This is a genomic window from Paenibacillus sp. FSL R5-0744 (assembly GCF_037972555.1).
In the GTDB taxonomy this organism is placed as follows: domain Bacteria; phylum Bacillota; class Bacilli; order Paenibacillales; family Paenibacillaceae; genus Paenibacillus_AQ.
The window spans coordinates 6,431,210-6,448,247 of sequence record NZ_CP150228.1; the positions used below are offsets into that span (position 1 = coordinate 6,431,210).

The following is a 17,038-nucleotide window of genomic DNA, read 5'->3' on the forward strand; positions in this document are numbered from 1 at the left end:
GATTAAAGGATAGCCTTCACCATCCACTATTATAGATATAGAGCCTCGAGCAGCTTGTAAAGCGTCGTTGCTGCCTCCGCTCTTGTAGCATTGTTCTCAGGTCTGAATGTGTTATCCTCGAATCCACCCAAAATACCCGCTTCAACACCCGCTTTTACAGATGCCTGTGCCCATTGTGGAATGGAGGCAAGATCCGCGAAGTCCCCCTCTTTATCCGTTTGCTTATGGGCATTAGCCTTCAAAGCATTCGCGAGCATAACTGACATTTCGGCACGGGTAATCTTTTCTGAAGGCTCGAAGAACATTTTGCCGTTCACATCATATCCACGAAGGATTCCGGCATTTACCGCCGCAGCTACATCATCTGCAGCCCAAGCTGGAATTGCACTTTGATCCGCGAATTTCACTGTGCTACCTGTTGATTGCAAACCAAGCGCCCGTACAATCATAGAAGCGAACTGTGTCCGAGTAACATCCTCATTCGGACGGAAGGTATGATCCTCGTACCCTTTCATGACGCCCATACCGATTAGACGGTCTGTAAACGCCGTGGACCAATGTGTATTCAAATCAGTAATCGATGGGGCCTGATAATTAAACACAGCATATTTGGCAAGCTGATTTAAGCTTGCAGTTATAGTTCCACCCGTTTGACTCTGACCACCAACATAAATCCACTTTTTAAGCTGCTCGTTGTAATAGTAGATAGCTGCTTTATGCCCCGATGTAATCTTGGCCGCATCGTAATTGAGGGACAGTTCCACAGGCTTATTGAGCATGCCTGCCTTGTCACTAGTAAGCTCTACTACTGCACTCACAGCCTGAAGAGCGCCCATTGCTGGTGTCTCATCAGCAGCAATAACCGAAAAGGCAATTTCGCTGTTACCAGACAACCCTCCAGCCGGAATCGTAAAGCTGCCCACGTCTTTAAGTGTGCCCGTTCCTCCCTGCTGTGCTTTTACCTCCAATTCCACACGCGGAGTTGTAGAAGGCTGCTCTGTAGGAGATGGCGCCGCGGTAGGAGCTGGAGTTGCAACTAGTCCGTTGCCTCCTCCGTTATTATTCCCCTCTCCACTGCTAGTGCCCGCAGTTACAACTACTGTGCGTACAATCTCAGTAGCTGCATTGCCAGCCAAATCTGTCGCATTGTACTTCAGTGTATAGGTTCCTGGAGTCTGAACATCCACTGTTCCTGTCACCAGGATAGAGCCTGCAATCCCAACCTTGTCAGTAACGTCTGCGCCCGGGTCCTTGAAGTCATCCCCTTGGGTCAGACTAAGACGGCTATCCCCCTTCAGGGTAATCACAGGTGCTGTACGATCGATATTCACAGCAAGCGGCAATGTTGTCTTATTTTCTAAAGAATCCGTTGCCTTGAATTGCAGTTGATGTTGGCCTTCTTCCGAAATCTCAACCACTTTCCCACTTTCATAGGGCAGGAAATTTCCGTTTACATCAGTCGCTAATTGAATGGATACATCCGCACCAGGAATATATACGCTAGCATACACGCTTACCGAAACACTCTGATTCGTCCAGTCACCACTTAAATAAGCTTGTCCGTTCTCAGTCTTTAATGTGCTATGAAGCGCCAATGGGGTGATACTATCATCTCCGCTTAGCGTTACTTCAAAAGTCTTCGTTTCCGTAGCCAATCCCCGCTGAATTGTAGCTGTTAAGGTCAGCTTCGTATCCTTCTTAGGTTGGTAGATGATTTTACCTTCATTCGTCATTAGAACCGGATTGGAGCTTTTCCACACAATACTTGTCCCGTGTTTGCCTTCGGTAGGCAACGTTAGATCAGAAGTTACTGCGCTTGTATCTCCTAGATCTAATGCAGTCATAGTATCGTTAACTGCTTGCTGATCGCTGTACGACTCCACATCCACAAAAATCGGATTGGAATAAAACCACATATCACTATAATTACGGGCGTTGATTTCTTCGAAACGAGTTAAGTTATCGACAGTATTATTTTTCGGATCAATCTGCGGTTCACCGTTAACCGTTTCTCCCGCAACATCAGTTCCAAGGTTAGTCCCTCTTAACCGGAAATAACGATCCTTGTCCGCTGCCTCTACCTTATACTTAATAACATTGTAGCCTTCGGAATCTGTAGTCCAGTCCTCGCTTGTGAAGCGTTTCAACACTTTTGTTGTATCGTTAGTCGCTTCGGTGTAATCAGGTGTACCTGGATCAACCTTGCCATGGACTTCACCGGAGATCAAATCTACATGATCTACCTTAACAGCGTCGCCATTATTATTTTGCTGTGGACTTTTGAAGCGGATCGTAAGCTCTAGGTCGTCCCCTTGTTTTACGTCCAGTTCGCCACCCATTTCTTCCTCTTGTCCATCTCCAGACACGTTAAACTCTAATGCGTTGATGAGATCCCCAAAAACAGAGAATGATTTCCCTGACCGCATGCCATCTACGACAGCGTTAATATCGGAGCCATCCACCCAGGTATAGTTCTTGGAATACTCACCAGGCCAGTAACCGCTGGAAAATTGATCATTTTTTGTTTTGAAATGAAAATCAGAGTTAGCAAAATTCCAAAATCTGCGGCCCTCACCCAGCAGTGCGTCCCACATTCCTCCAAGCTGTGCAACCTTGACGTCTGTACCTCCGTAAGTCTCAGGCGTCTCTCCCCGATCACTCGCCATCTGATTGCCCAGCATACCTTCAAAGCCGAAGACAAGATTCGGATTGATATTGTTAAAGTCACGGATATCCTCTATTTTAAGCTCCGAGCTTGTACCATTTTTTCTGGAGGGGTGATTGATCAGTACATAGCTATCTGGATAATGACTACTGAGCCATTTCATAGCTGTGCGAGTATCTTCTTTTGTAGAAAAAGCTCTCGTATCCGCCGCACTCCACTTAGCCACATCTGCCGGATCGAACATACTTACATCACGATTAGTAAATAAATATTCAAATTGATTAATAGCCTTCAAAGCTTCTGCGGACCCTGGATGATCTGTAACAATCCCAACTGCAGCATGATCGTATTGGGGCATATCCCACTCAAAGCCTGAAAAAATAATTTTCCCAGCATATTTGCCTTCTACCTGTAACTTCTTAATTTTCTCATTCTGATAATCCACAATACCTTGAGACATCGGAATGGAGCCGCCAGGGAGATTCACCCCTTCGTCATCCCGGTCAGATACCCGAAGGTGATCAGCCAGTGCCATCCAGTCAAAACCATTTTGTTCAAATGCAGCATCGAGCACACTTTTCAATGACTCCTGAGCATCGTTCGATTCAAACGTATGTGCATGGTATTCACCTGTCATCCATTTCCCTGAATGTTCAGAAGCAGTAGACGTGATATCAGGCGCTGATTCTCCTGAAGCACCATAAACTGTCTGTAATGAAAAGTTGGGTGCTAACAATAATACGGCAAGCGAACTAGTTAGAAAAACGCGAATTTTGCTCTTCTTCAAAATGATTAATCCTCCGATGTCTTTTGGATTTTCGTAGATTCTATATTTAGAATAGTAGAAAATTGTAAAGACATGTCGGATTTTGTTGCATGTTTATGTAAATATTCATATTTACATAAACAATGCCGATTTATTTCTTTGGCATTGGCAAGCTCACTACAAAAGCCGTTCCTTCACCCGGTCGGCTGGCCACGGTTACTTTACCGTTATGCAGCTCAACGATCTTCTTAACCAGTGATAGGCCCAGGCCACTACCGCCCCCGCTCGCTGTTCTAGCTTTGTCTGCCTTATAGAAGCGATCAAAGATGCGAGGTAAGTCTTCTTCAGAGATACCAATCCCACTATCTTGAATCTCCACCTCTACCCGCTCATCTATCGTTCGAAGCTTGATATGAATACATCCATTCCGGGGAGTGAATTTAATACTGTTATGAAGAAGATTGGTCCAGACCTGGGTCATTAAATCTTTTACCGCAGTTACATTCACTTCCTCCAATTCAGCCTCTACCTCTATATTTTTCTCCAGCCACTGTGGCTCAGAAGCCAAAATTGTATCTCTAAGCTGCTTATCCAGACGATAAACCTGATTTTCAAACGGAAAATTGCCTGATTCAAGCGCGGACAGCTTCAATAAATTATCACTGAGTCCAGATACGCGGGTACTCTCAGCCACGATAATATTAAGGTAGTGCCTCCTACTCTCTACATTCAGAGTCTCATCCTGCAGCGCAAGAGCAAACCCCCGAATCGAGGTTAGTGGAGATTGAATTTCATGCGATACGTTGGAGATAAAATCCTGGCGCATGGTCTCCATCTGACTCAGCTCACTTGCCATTACATTGATACTCTCAACAATTTCTCCGAATTCACCGTATTCCCTATTATTATCCAATACTACATTAAAATCACCCTTAGCAATTCGTCCTAACCCTTCAATGATTGATCTATAAAAGACACGTTCCCAGCCACGAAATAGCTTGGAGACTACCAATGCCATCATGAACAAGATCACAATACCGACCATCACGCTGATTAATTGGACCAAATAATCCGAGGAGGGGCGCCCAGCCCTGCTATATATCCAGTTCATTAGGAAATAAGCTGCAGTCCAGCTAATCCCAACGCCACCGAAATAAACAAAGGACATCCCAATCCGCTTAATGATCTCCTTAAATCGATTCATGCCTCAGCCTCCAACCGATACCCTAGACCACGGATCGTACGAATAACGAATCCATAGTTATCCTGATTGAACCGTTCACGCAAACGGTTGATATGCACATCGAGTGTCCGCTCATTCCCTTCAAAATCATAACCCCAAATTTCTTCGATCAGCCTGTCTCTTGTCAATGTTTGCCCCGGATAGCTGCCCAGCTTAAACAACAGCTCAAATTCCTTAAGCGGCAAGGTAATTTCCCCATACTCTGAGGACACCTCGTAGGTTTTGCGATTCATACGCAATCGGCCTACGGTCACACTTTGCGCGGCAGAAATCTGATATCGTTTAAGCAGCGCCTTTACTCTCGCAATAAGTACAACCGGCTCAAATGGCTTGACCAAATAATCATCACTACCCAGCTCAAAGCCTTTTACAATTTGTGAGGTTTCCCCTTTGGCTGTCAGCATTAAAATCGGGAAATCATAGTTCTGGCGCATCCGCCGGCATAGCTCCCAGCCGTCCATGTTGGGCATCATCACATCAATAATAGCTAAATCTATGTTATTACCTTCCAGAATCTGAAGAGCCTCCAGTCCATCGGAAGCTCCATAGATCTCATCCATTCCTTCAGCTCTCAGAAATACTTCTACCAATTCGCGGATGTGCGGATCGTCGTCCACTACTAGTATTTTTGTCATGTAGCACTGGAGCCTCCTCTTCAATGTCCTGAACCTCGGGGTTATTCATCTGTAGCTGCTGGGTGGCAAACTCACGATACAGCTCATGGTTTTCCAGTAGTTCCTCATGACTTCCCTTTCCGGTAATTTGACCTTTTTCCATAAAAATAATCTGCTCTGCATTTACAACAGTAGCCAAACGGTGCGCAATTACAATCGTAGTCCGACCCTTCATCAGATTGGACAGTGCCTTCTGCACCACGGCTTCTGATTGGCTATCCAGACTGGAAGTGGCTTCATCAAGCATAAGAATCTTCGGGTTCCGCAGCAGTGCTCTAGCAATAGCAATCCGTTGCCGCTGTCCACCAGACAGCTTCACGCCTCTTTCGCCGACATCCGTATTATATCCTTCAGGAAGTGCATCAATAAAACCATCTGCATAAGCCATTGCTGCTGCTGCGTGCATCTCCTCCCTGCTAACGTCACGATCCAATCCATAGGTTAAATTCTCAGCAATCGTACCAGCCAACAGTGGACTTTCCTGCGAGACATACCCTATAAGCTTCCGCCACGAACGCAATGAGAATGTAGACACTGGCTTGTCACCCAGCTTTATCAGACCTGACTGAGGCTCGTAAAAACGTTCTAGCAACGAGAACAAAGTGGTCTTGCCGCCCCCGCTCGGTCCGACAATAGCCGTCACCTGACCAGGAAGCATCTGGAAGCTTACATCATTCAATACCTTCTCACCATTTTTATATCCAAAGCTTAATCCCTCTACTGAGATCGGACCTTCTGTGCCATTTGCCTCTTCCTGTCCCTCATATACTTCCTCTTCTGCTGCCAAGGTCTCAATAATACGCTCTGAGGCACCCTTAGCCTTCTGAATCTGTGTGAAGAACGTAGTCAGTTGAGTAAGTGGCATAATAATCTGAATAAGATAAAGAATAAAGGCGACCAGTTCTCCAGCCGTCAAGACACCGGACGATACCTGCATCCCACCATAACCGATAATGACCACAAGCAGCATCATAAAAACAAAGGAGACGAGTGGACTGATCATCGCGCTAATCTTGCCTTCACGAATACCAAAGGAAAGCAGGTTCATAATTCCAGTCTTGCCTGCCTCGTACTCTTTTTTCTCTGCGCCTGAGGATTTGACCAGACGGATCTCAGATAAAACACCACTAAGTGTAGCAGTAAAAGAAGCTGTCTCGTCTTGCATTCCTTTGGAAATTTTGTACATCTGCCGCCCAAGTGGTACTAGTATCAACGCAGAAAGTGGAAGAACAGTGAATAGAACAAGTGTCATTTTCCAATTTAAAAATAGCAGAACTGAGATCGAACCTACAATGGAGATCACTCCGGTAAATAAGCTGGCTAGATGTTCAGAAATCAGCGTTTTGATGATCCCTGTATCATTCGTCATGCGGCTGACACTTTCTCCCGTTCGGTTGTCATTATAATAAGCCACAGGCAGAACTAGAAATTTACGCCACAGTCGGTCCCGCAGACCCGCAACCATCTTCTGACCTGCATAATTGAGCAGATAGATAGAGATCCCTCCCGCAATGGTCTGCGCAATAAATGCAGCTGCTATACCCGCAATCTGCAGCTTGCTCACGGAGGCCAAAGAGAAGCCATCCACCAAGTTCTTAGTAAACATCGGGATGACCAGACTGACCAATGTCGATATCATGCTTAACGCAATGGCTATAGCCAATAAGCCGTATGAAGGCTTAGTTTCTCTTAGTAGCGTTAAAAACGGCTTCAGCGCCATCTTTCGCTTGGATTCGGATTTCTTCATGACAATGACTCCCCTTTTCTAAATAGCTCTACGAGAAAAGCATAGTAATATCTTTCTCGCCTTACACCCATCCTATCTGCAGATTGTAAACTGAAGTTAAACGCGCCGATCAGACAATACTGCCTTGTCATTTCCCATCCTGCGGGAATAGTCATAGGCCAAAATAACGCCCGTTACACTTAGCGTTTGTACCTTCTACGCACGCGTTCACGCATTTTTTGTCGCTTATCGTCTCAAACATAAATAAAACCCAAAATAATGTAAAAAAGTAAAAAAGGGTGTTTGTATCCCTTTTCAACACGTGTTACAGTGATAGAAGGGCCTACTATTGGCCACTCTACTCCATGCAAGATATTTAGTGAGAAAGGAGTGAACCATTTGCGAAAAGGCGTTATTCCATCTTCTATCACGTCTTTAAAATGGTTCAATTTTTTTGTATATGGAACCATGGTCCTCTTCACCAGCTTCTTTCAACTATACCTGCTGGATGTAGGGATGAACAAATTAGAGATTGGTGTCTTATTCTCTATGGGAGCGCTAGTATCCATATTTGCAAATCCATTTTGGGCGTTCTTAACAGACCGTTCTCAGAATATACGGCGTATCGTTTTGCTAATGTTATTCGGAACGCTAGTGTTCTCACAGTTTATGTTTCGAGCAAATACATATGAAACGATCTACAACGCCATTATTTTGTTCTATTTCTTCCAAGGACCACTATTTGCACAAAGCAACACGATGATTCTCAGCTATATTGACGGAACTAATCAGCGCTTCCGTTCTTTCCGGCTTTGGGGTTCAATAGGGTGGGCAGTGATTGCGATTGTCGCCGGCTTTATCCTGGATTGGGCTGATGTATCCATCTTGACCTATCTGCTTACAGCGTTACTAGGTGCATCAATCCTATCCGTTCTTGTATTGCCTAAAATTAACCATACCATTATGAGAGCTCCGATGCCGTATAAGGGCTTAAGTAAGTTGATTTTCAATCCTTTTTTCTTGTGCTTTTTATTGTTTGGTATTCTGGTATCCATTCCAAACACTATGAACACCACATTTATATCCTTGTATATTACGGATCTGGGCGGCTCTAAAAAAATGATCGGTCTTGCCGTATTCCTCTCCTCCATTTTGGAGGTGGGCGTATTCGTTCTCTGTGACCGGTTCCTGAAACGTAAAATTTCTGTTTTGCTCGGCTGGCTTGCATTGGTCAGTGGTTTGTTCGTTCTGCGTTGGTGGTTTATGGCTGATGCGACTACTGCCCTTCAAGTGGTGTTCATTCAAATTTTACACTGCATAACGTTCGGCGGCTTTTTCTATGTAGGTACCCAATTGACGATGCTCCTGATTCCACGGCCTTATCGCTCTTCCGGACAAGCGCTCTACACCCTAAGCTGGAGTGGGATATCCGGTTTCATTGGAGGTATTCTCGGAGGTTGGATGTATCAGTATCTGGGTGCACAAAGCATGTATCAGACGGGTGTGTTTTTGACGCTTATTGGAACGCTTGGCTTTGGTTTCATGTGGCTCTTTGTTAGCCGTGGTGGGTATCGCCCCCCTTCAGAGGAAGATGAAGAGATCTTCGACATCGAAGCATTATAATTCAACAAAAAGCAGGCTCAAACGTACCTATTCGGGACGTTTGAGCCTGCTTTTTGTTGTTACCTTGATTAATTTATCTGTTTAGCCTTGTTTAGGAGGCTGAAATGAACTCTTCAGTGAAACGATAAGATTGAATACGAGATGTCCAGGCGCTGAATATTTGCTATCCACATTAAAATAGCCATGACGGAAGAACTGGAATTTATCCTGAGCCACGCTATCCTTAAGCGCAGGTTCAACAAACCCTTGCAGAATTTCTATAGACTTAGGATTAAGCTGATCTAAGAAGCTAGGCTCCGATTTCTCTACCGAGGAATCCAAACCTTCAACCTCCACAGCCTCATCCGCATCTTCAGCAGAAATCAGAGGCTCGTATAGACGGAATTCCGCAGGAACCGCTTGGCTAGCTTCAACCCAGTGCAACGTACCTTTTACCTTGCGGCCTGTAAATCCACTTCCACTCTTCGTTTCTGGATCATACGTACAATGCAGCTCCACTACCTCGCCATTCTCATCCTTAATAACCTCATTACATTTGATGAAATAAGCATGCTTCAGACGTACTTCATTACCAGGGAACAACCGGAAATATTTGTTCGGCGGATTCTCCATAAAGTCATCACGCTCAACATAAATTTCACGCGAGAACGGAATTTGACGTACGCCCATTTCCTCATTCTCTGTATTATTCTCCGCTTCAAGCCATTCTGTTTGACCTTCAGGATAATTGGTGATAACAACCTTAAGCGGTCGTAACACAGCCATAGTACGCGGTACAGTTAGCTTAAGATCCTCACGGATAAAGTGCTCCAGCATTTGCAGGTCCACCAGACCCTGACTCTTAGAGATACCCGCTTCATACACGAATTTACGAATCGCTTCCGGCGTATATCCTCTACGGCGTAGACCAGAAATCGTAGGCATCCGTGGATCATCCCAACCATCCACATGTCCTTCGTCTACAAGCAGCTTCAGCTTACGCTTACTAGTCATCGTTTGAGCCAGATTCAGACGACCAAATTCATATTGATGAGGGACAGCTGGCATCTCACATTCAGCTACAACCCAATCGTAGAATGGACGTTGATCTTCAAATTCGAGCGAGCAAAGGGAGTGAGTAATCCCCTCAATAGCATCTTCTAACGGATGAGCGAAGGTATACATCGGGTAGATACACCATTTATCGCCTGTATTATGGTGATGTGCATGTGTAATCCGATAAATTACAGGATCACGGAGGTTAATGTTCGGTGACGCCATGTCAATCTTGGCGCGAAGAACCTTCTCACCGTCCTTGAATTCGCCTGCACGCATACGCCGGAACAGATCCAAATTCTCTTCGATACTACGATCACGATGCGGACTGTTCTTTCCTGGTTCCGTCAGCGTTCCACGCAATTGACGAATTTCATCCGCACTGAGGTCATCGACATAGGCTTTGCCCTTTGTAATTAATAATTCGGCACGTTTGTACATTTCCTCAAAATAATCAGATGCAAAACGCAGCTCTTCCCATTCATAACCGAGCCACTTTACATCTTCCTGAATCGAGTTTACATATTCCGTATCCTCTTTAGCCGGATTCGTGTCGTCAAATCTTAGGTTAGTCTTGCCACCGAACTCGTCCGCCAGTGTAAAGTTAATCCAGATCGCCTTGGCATGTCCGATATGTAAATAACCGTTCGGCTCCGGCGGAAAGCGTGTGATAACTTCCTTTACTTTACCGGTACGGAGGTCTTCGGTAATAACATTCTTAATAAAATTGGAGGGGGTGCTACGGTTCTCCACAGCTATCAACCTTTCATTCTGTAGTGTTACACTACTTCTTGTATAAACATGTTTCCTACTAATATACCCGTTAAGCGTAGATTGTTCAATAAAAGGGGGCACAAGGCACGGATCATTTTTTAGTGTCTTTAGACCTTTTGACTTCTGTCAGGGCGATAGAGTAGCATGATAATCATAAGAAATAATCCATAATCATACATAAGGCCTTGTGCCAAAAAGGAGGCAACCGCTTGTTTAATTATGTCATCGATGAAGAGCTGATGTTAAAGCCGCTAATGCCAGAGCACGCTCGGCACATGTTCGCGTTAGTAGAGCACTCACGGGAACGACTACGACAATGGCTCCCTTGGGTGGATGCCGTTACGGAACAGGACCACACTCTAAATTTCATCAAAAATGCGGTTAAACAAAGCACTGACAATGGTGCTTTTACCGCTGGACTATGGGTTCGCGGTGAGCTCGCCGGTGTTATTGGGTATCACCAAATTGACTGGCATAACCGATCTGTTGGGATCGGCTACTGGCTGGGTGAAGGATATGAAGGTAAAGGGTATATGACCAGTGCCTGTCGGGTGCTAGTAGACTATGCACTACTGGAAATGGAGCTGCAGCGTGTAGAAATTCGCTGCGCGACCGGAAATGTTTCCAGCCGGGCGATCCCGGAACGGCTTGGTTTTGTCCTTGAGGGTGTGATTAGACAGTCAGAGAAACTGCCTGACGGCTACGTCAACCATGCCGTATACGGTTTATTACGTAGTGAATGGCAGCTGCTCGGCTAAGTTAGGCTAAGCAAGCAACACATATAAGCTCATAAATAGAAATAAGCCTGGAAGGCACACGCCTCCAGGCTTATTTTGGTTTGTAGATAGTGTTTAACTCTCCGGCAGACCCAGCTGTTTTCGAAACTTGTTCCGCACTACGGCGGAGAGAGTTCCTAGCTCCGCAAGAGCTGCCAGTGCAGCTTCCTCTTGCAGCCCCACTTGCATTAAATGTAGTACATGCGCCACGGACGCACCGCCAGCTCCACTTTCTTTTTTGACAATCGCATCTCCGGTTGAGATCTTTCCTTCACGAAGCACACGCAAGTAAAATCCGCTATATCTAGTATCCAGCACTTGGGCCGGGAGATCTGCCGGGCCATGCTTTTGTGAGATTTTGAAGCAAGGATAACGTGGCTGGCTGACCTGCAGCACAGTGGTACCTATTTCGTACACATCGCCAATGCAAACATCTGTCTCTAATAAGCCGGCAGTTGTTATATTTTCTCCGAAGGCAGAGTATTCCAGTTTCTTCCCAAGCTGCTGCTCCCAGTAGGGATAATGCTCGATGGGGTAGGCACAAACTGCCTTGTCAGGGCCCCCGTGATGTTTCAGATCTGCTTGCCCGTCTCCATCAAATCCGCTCATATGTAGCTGAACTGATCCTTCTACAGGCATTTTATAAATCCCAGTCTCCAAAGGTTTCCCCCGATAATCCACTGTTACCGGCCGCCCCACATTAAGCGAGATGATCTCCATATCCTTCTCCTCCTGTCAGCATGCAGCACATAAAGATTTCATCCACATATCGACCGCCAAGATAAAACTCCTCCCGCAGACGTCCCTCTTCCACAAACCCGCATTTACGATAAAAAGAAAGCGCTGATTCATTACAGGATAATACGCGTAGACGCAGCTTACGAATGGCGTTATCTGCGGCGTGTTCCTTAATAGCCTCTATGAGCTGCCGGCCAATACCTAAACGTTGATAATCCGGATGAACAGCAATATTGACCTCGCACACATGCCTGTTACTCTCCATTCGACTAGGGCAGCCAAACCCAACATATCCGCATAGCTTGTCATCCTTTAGTGCTACTAGCTGCGAACCCGGGGGAGCATTCAGTAGATAATCCTCTTGGGAACGCCACATTAATGGCCCCGGGCTAGTGTTCTCCGTCCAGATCATATGATCCAGATGAATCAGTTCCCGCACGTCTTTAATCTCTGAGAACCTTATTATAAACCTATCCCTGTTGCTAAGTTTCATAAAGATGTACACCCCTTGCCTTGCACCTCTATAGAATTCACAGTAGATCATTTGAATCCACTATGCTCAACTCTCAACTATCCTATTGACCGCTCCAATGAATTTCCTCGGCGGTTGATATACGCATGAACGATAAAGAATCCTACGGACAGCAGTGCCATCGCACATGCCAACCATGCGGTAGGCGCTAAACCTCCACTATCGTATAACCTACCCATTAAGTATGGTCCAATTACCCTGCCGACTGCCCCCATGCCTCCACTTAGCCCTAAATAGAAAGGAGCACTGCGACCTGCATGATCCGAAATAAAGGAAGGCATGGCCGGAGATATCAGCATTTCCCCAAGCGTAGCGAGTACCATCCCAAGCACTAGACCTGAATAAGTCGGCATCCATAAAAGAACAGCATACCCACCCAAATAAAATAGAGCACTTACTGTCATTTGCGCCGTTGAGGTAGATGCGAACCAGCGTTTAATTACTGTTACGAGCGGCTGAGCTGCAAAAATGAGAATTCCGTTAAGCGTCCAGAGAAAACCATAAGTCTTCTTAGGCCAGCCCTCAGAAATAATGAACGGAGATACCCCTGTATTCCAGATAGAGTTCCCTAATAGTAGGAACATCGAGGCAATACCCATATAAAGATAAATTCGTGTATGCCCCATTAGCTTCCAGGTAGATTGTTTGTCAGGACCAGCCTTCTGGTGTTCTGCGACCTCCTGTGGAGAATCTCCTCCGACTTTCTTGAGATATACAAAAAAGAATACCGCAAATACCGCTGAAGTTACGCCGTTCATCACAAAGCTGAGCATATAAGAAATATCGGCCAAAAAACCACTTAACGCCGTACCCAGTGCTACACCAATATTATTAGCGACATAAATAACATTAAACAACTCTCCGCGCTGCTTCGTAAAACGAAAGCCGATAAATGCCTGAATCGCAGGTAAGGACAGTGAATTAAAGAGCCCTACCAGTCCCATCGCGACCATAAATAACGTCCAGTTGTTACTTGCTGCCGGCAAAGTGAACAGAGCAAGTGCATTCATGCCCAGCGCTCCAACAATCAGCCGGTTAACGCCTACCTTATGATAGAGTGAGCCCCCGAGTAGTTGACCCACAATTCCTCCAACTGATTGAATAAGAATCACTAATCCAGCATCCGACATGCTGCGTCCAAGCTCATCAAAAACATACATTGTAACCAATGGCCACATCAGTGCACTACCCGTTGCATTAATAAGACTAGCAATTAAAAATATCTTAACTTCTTTAGGATAATTCTGTAAAAACTTCATAAGTAGTGTACATCCCCTGTAATATATGTGTCATTATTCCATCCAGTATTATCCCAAAACAGGGTTCAGGGCAAGCAGACGCATTGACGTGCTATCGTGATAAAGTCTGAGTATACTTCACCTCTTATTTAGGACTAACTTCTGCCTTAGCTGAGAAAAAAGTAGCACCTTTCACGTCCGCAGTCCTCCCTATTTCTACTATCTATTTATATTTTATAGTTGCCGCTGTCGTCCGTAAAGTAGACTAAACAATAATGAAGTGTTTCGTTATTATAAAGTCGGGGTAATAGAGCCTAGAAACACTCCCCCTTTTAAAATTCGCTGTGCATCCGAATTCGTTCCCCCGAGCTCGGATACATCACGGCGGATTTTATTTGTCTATACAGCAAAAAGCACCCCTCAACTATTCTAAGGAGTGCTTTATAAGATAGGTTTAGGCGTGTTTTTTTACACCGCTGCCGGACATGCTGTCCACGGACTGAATAGATGCAGGCTCTTTGCGCAGGTAAGCCATCCAATAAGCTGCCGCAACAAAGATCGCACCGCCCGTCAAGTTTCCTAGCCATACCGGAACAAAATTGTTGAAGTACTCTCCCCATGAAAAATAACCTTCAAAAATAGCTGCCGGAATTAAGAACATGTTGGCTACAACGTGCTGGAAGCCGATAGCTACAAAAGCCATTGTTGGGAACCAGATACCGAGGATTTTGCCACTGAAGTTATCTGCTCCATAGGAGAGCCATACCGCCAAAGCTACAAGCCAGTTACAACCGATACCGGAAACAAATGCCGGCAAGAAGTCTGCCTCAAGCTTATGTCCTGCCATCTCCACTAACTTTTCCAAATACACACCGTCAGAGGTTAAACCAACCACGTGACCGAAAAAGTAAGCTACAAACAAAGCTCCCGCTAGATTGCTCAGGGTAATCAATACGAGATTCTTAATCACTTCCCAGAAGGATATCTTTTTCGCCATAAAAGCAAGTGGCACAGCCATCATATTGCCTGTCAGCAGTTCTCCCCCTGCAAGCAGTACTAGAATCAATCCGACAGGGAAGACAGCTGCCCCAATAAAGTTAGCGATGGATCCCCATTCATGTGGTGCGCCAGCAATGACGCGAATATCCAGTAAAAATCCGAGCGCGATAAACGCTCCTCCCAGAAAGCCCAGAATTAGTACGGTGCTTAAAGGATTGTGCGCCTTTTTTATGCCGTTCTCGACCGTGACTGCGGCAATCTGCTGCGGTTTATTATAAGCCATGATTCCTATCCCCTTCATCTATTTACTTAAAATTTGTTCCTTTACGACCATTGTAGCGTGTCATAAAACACATTAACGTGATAATTATCACTTAATGAAAAACTAAGTGAAACTTTTCACTGACATGTCAAATTTAACGAAGCGCATCCATAATTACATTTGTAAGAACAGGCTCCATATTATTTTAAAGGTAAATAGTACCAGCTTCAATCACAAAAAACCGGAGCCATATATGGCTCCGGTTTACCCAACTTTATTGTTCACAGGCAATTAAATTATACGGTTACTGCCTCTTTGCTTGGTACTGATGCCGGTAGCGATTCGAGTCCTACTGTATTCAGGAAGTTCCAAGGCTTGTTGTAATGAGGTTGGAAGAAGAAATCGATAAAGGCAAGCTGATCGATTGTCATTTTATTTTGAATACATACAGATACTGTGTTGATCGATTGCGTCAAATCCGTTTTGGACAAGATTTGCGCTCCGAGAATGCGGCGTGTGGCGCGATCAAATACCACTTTTAATTGCACCTGCTCGAAGGTTGGCATAAATTCTGGACGGTAGTTGTCAATAATCATGGTAGTTTCTACGTCCATTCCTTCAGCCTTAGCCCCTTCTTCAGTAAGACCGGTAGCAGCGATATTATCTTCATAAATCTTAATGCCCGAAGTCCCTTGAGTACCCATATAAGGAATCGTCTCTTTCACTAAGTTACGTGCGACCAAAGTGCCCATCCGTACGGCATTGGTTGCCAGTGGAATATAAGCGTGCTTACCTGTAGGGTTGTAATGAATCGCGCAGCTGTCACCAGCGGCATACACATCTGGGCAACTAGTCTGCATATAATCATTGACCAGAATTGCGCCATTTGGCAGCATATCCACTTGACCTTTTAACAGCTCAGTATTCGGACGGAAGCCGATGCAGAGAATTACAAGATCCGCCTCATGCTCCCCTTCGCTTGTGATAACTTTGGTAACTTTACCACCTTCACCAGCAAAAGAACTTACCTTCTCATTCAGCGCTAATTTAATACCATGATCCTTAAAGGATTGTTCGATCGGCGCAGTAAACTCTGGGTCCAAATATTTATTCAAAATACGATCTTCACCATCAATCAGCGTAACTTGCTTTCCGTTCATTTGGAAGGCTTCCACCAACTCAACGCCGATATATCCAGCGCCTACGACTGTGATTTTATTCGCTTGTTTAGCTTTTTCTATAATGGTATTGGAATGATCATAGTTCTTGCAAAGCAAGACGCCTTCCAGCTCAATCCCTTCGAGCTTCGGTACAATCGGCCATGATCCCGTAGTCATAATCAGCTTATCGTAGGTATCGTCAAACTCCTGTCCGGTTACCAAATTGCGAACACGCAATGTTTTGGACTTCGTATCCACAACGGTCACTTCATGACGCATGTTGGTCTTTACACCAAGCTCAGCAAGCTTCTCAGGGGAAGAATAGAACAGCCCGTGCGGGTCCTTGACCACTCCACCTACGTATAAAGCAATTCCACAAGATAAGAAAGAAATATTATCATTACGCTCATAAACCGTAATCTCGGCTTCCGGGTGAAGCTTGGCAGTATTTAAAATTGCGGCAGTTCCGGCATGGGTACATCCAATGACAGCTACTTTCATTATTTTCTTCCTCCTTCAAATGGACAACCTGGTTATATATTCGAATTGCTTGACTGACCAAATTAGATATCTGATCACCGATGAGTTAATTGTGATTTATTTCACTTTATAAACTGATTATATTGTGATATTTATCACATTACAAGTCTTTTCGCCTATATTCTCAGATTGTTCACAATTTTAAGCATTTTCCGTCACTGCTGCCGATTGCGACCTCGTTAGCTTTGCCATGGGCGTAGGACATTATGTTCTGCCCCCTCAGGATATACTTTCTTATAACGCGCAAAAAAAGGCTTTCCCCTAAACCAACAGGGAAAAGCCTGATC

12 protein-coding genes are annotated in these 17,038 nt (G+C 45.0%); 2 read left to right on the forward strand and 10 right to left on the reverse strand.

Annotated features, from left to right (window positions below; translation table 11 throughout):
- Positions 1-29: 29 nt before the first annotated feature.
- The 4 genes from MKY19_RS28540 to MKY19_RS28555 all read right to left on the reverse strand — a co-directional run bounded on the left by MKY19_RS28540 (position 30) and on the right by MKY19_RS28555 (position 7,095).
- Positions 30-3,452 (reverse strand): S-layer homology domain-containing protein, encoded by a 3,423-nt coding sequence (locus tag MKY19_RS28540; protein WP_339799210.1) that lies wholly within the window; start codon positions 3,450-3,452, stop codon positions 30-32.
- 130 nt (positions 3,453-3,582) lie between these two features.
- On the reverse strand, positions 3,583-4,635 hold the full coding sequence (locus tag MKY19_RS28545) for a HAMP domain-containing sensor histidine kinase (RefSeq protein WP_339799212.1): 1,053 nt from the start codon (positions 4,633-4,635) through the stop codon (positions 3,583-3,585).
- Positions 4,632-5,309, reverse strand: coding sequence for a response regulator transcription factor (locus MKY19_RS28550; protein WP_339799214.1), 678 nt, complete (start codon positions 5,307-5,309; stop codon positions 4,632-4,634). The genes MKY19_RS28545 and MKY19_RS28550 overlap by 4 nt, the downstream gene beginning before the upstream one ends.
- Positions 5,239-7,095: an ABC transporter ATP-binding protein gene (locus tag MKY19_RS28555; protein WP_339267641.1), complete on the reverse strand. Its 1,857-nt coding sequence runs from the start codon at positions 7,093-7,095 to the stop codon at positions 5,239-5,241. Before MKY19_RS28555 ends, MKY19_RS28550 begins: the two co-directional genes overlap by 71 nt.
- Before the next feature lie 378 nt (positions 7,096-7,473).
- Between MKY19_RS28555 and MKY19_RS28560 the strand changes: the two genes are divergently transcribed.
- Positions 7,474-8,697, forward strand: coding sequence for an MFS transporter (locus MKY19_RS28560; protein ID WP_262495582.1), 1,224 nt, complete (start codon positions 7,474-7,476; stop codon positions 8,695-8,697).
- An 81-nt stretch (positions 8,698-8,778) separates the two neighbouring features.
- Here MKY19_RS28560 and MKY19_RS28565 read toward each other — a convergent pair whose 3' ends face one another.
- Positions 8,779-10,485 (reverse strand): glutamine--tRNA ligase/YqeY domain fusion protein, encoded by a 1,707-nt coding sequence (locus MKY19_RS28565; RefSeq protein WP_339243816.1) that lies wholly within the window; start codon positions 10,483-10,485, stop codon positions 8,779-8,781.
- Positions 10,486-10,715: 230 nt separating this feature from the next.
- Here MKY19_RS28565 and MKY19_RS28570 point away from each other — a divergent pair, with 230 nt between their 5' ends.
- On the forward strand, positions 10,716-11,264 hold the full coding sequence (locus MKY19_RS28570) for a GNAT family protein (protein WP_339267642.1): 549 nt from the start codon (positions 10,716-10,718) through the stop codon (positions 11,262-11,264).
- Between the two features lie 93 nt (positions 11,265-11,357).
- On the opposite strand, the gene MKY19_RS28575 is transcribed toward MKY19_RS28570, so the two are convergent.
- From MKY19_RS28575 to MKY19_RS28595, 5 genes are all read right to left on the reverse strand, one after another.
- The gene (locus MKY19_RS28575; RefSeq protein ID WP_339267644.1) at positions 11,358-12,002 is read right to left on the reverse strand and encodes an MOSC domain-containing protein; all 645 of its coding nucleotides are present in this window, start codon (positions 12,000-12,002) and stop codon (positions 11,358-11,360) included.
- On the reverse strand, positions 11,983-12,513 hold the full coding sequence (locus tag MKY19_RS28580; RefSeq protein WP_339267645.1) for a GNAT family N-acetyltransferase: 531 nt from the start codon (positions 12,511-12,513) through the stop codon (positions 11,983-11,985). The genes MKY19_RS28575 and MKY19_RS28580 overlap by 20 nt, the downstream gene beginning before the upstream one ends.
- 77 nt (positions 12,514-12,590) lie before the next feature.
- Positions 12,591-13,811, reverse strand: a complete 1,221-nt coding sequence (locus tag MKY19_RS28585; RefSeq protein ID WP_076297928.1) for an MFS transporter — start codon at positions 13,809-13,811, stop codon at positions 12,591-12,593.
- Between the two features lie 433 nt (positions 13,812-14,244).
- Entirely contained in the window at positions 14,245-15,072 is an 828-nt protein-coding gene (locus MKY19_RS28590; RefSeq protein WP_042131410.1) for a formate/nitrite transporter family protein, read from the reverse strand.
- A gap of 275 nt (positions 15,073-15,347) precedes the next feature.
- Positions 15,348-16,712: an FAD-dependent oxidoreductase gene (locus MKY19_RS28595; protein ID WP_339799217.1), complete on the reverse strand. Its 1,365-nt coding sequence runs from the start codon at positions 16,710-16,712 to the stop codon at positions 15,348-15,350.
- Positions 16,713-17,038: the final 326 nt, after the last annotated feature.

Excerpts from the sequence above, each read along its gene's own strand:
- MKY19_RS28545 (WP_339799212.1), bottom strand. The coding sequence starts at position 4,635 with ATGAATCGATTTAAGGAGATCATTAAGCGGATTGGGATGTCCTTTGTT.
- MKY19_RS28550 (WP_339799214.1), bottom strand. The coding sequence starts at position 5,309 with ATGACAAAAATACTAGTAGTGGACGACGATCCGCACATCCGCGAATTG.
- MKY19_RS28555 (WP_339267641.1), bottom strand. The coding sequence starts at position 7,095 with ATGAAGAAATCCGAATCCAAGCGAAAGATGGCGCTGAAGCCGTTTTTA.
- MKY19_RS28575 (WP_339267644.1), bottom strand. The coding sequence starts at position 12,002 with ATGGAGATCATCTCGCTTAATGTGGGGCGGCCGGTAACAGTGGATTAT.
- MKY19_RS28580 (WP_339267645.1), bottom strand. The coding sequence starts at position 12,513 with ATGAAACTTAGCAACAGGGATAGGTTTATAATAAGGTTCTCAGAGATT.
- MKY19_RS28585 (WP_076297928.1), bottom strand. The coding sequence starts at position 13,811 with ATGAAGTTTTTACAGAATTATCCTAAAGAAGTTAAGATATTTTTAATT.
- MKY19_RS28590 (WP_042131410.1), bottom strand. The coding sequence starts at position 15,072 with ATGGCTTATAATAAACCGCAGCAGATTGCCGCAGTCACGGTCGAGAAC.
- MKY19_RS28595 (WP_339799217.1), bottom strand. The coding sequence starts at position 16,712 with ATGAAAGTAGCTGTCATTGGATGTACCCATGCCGGAACTGCCGCAATT.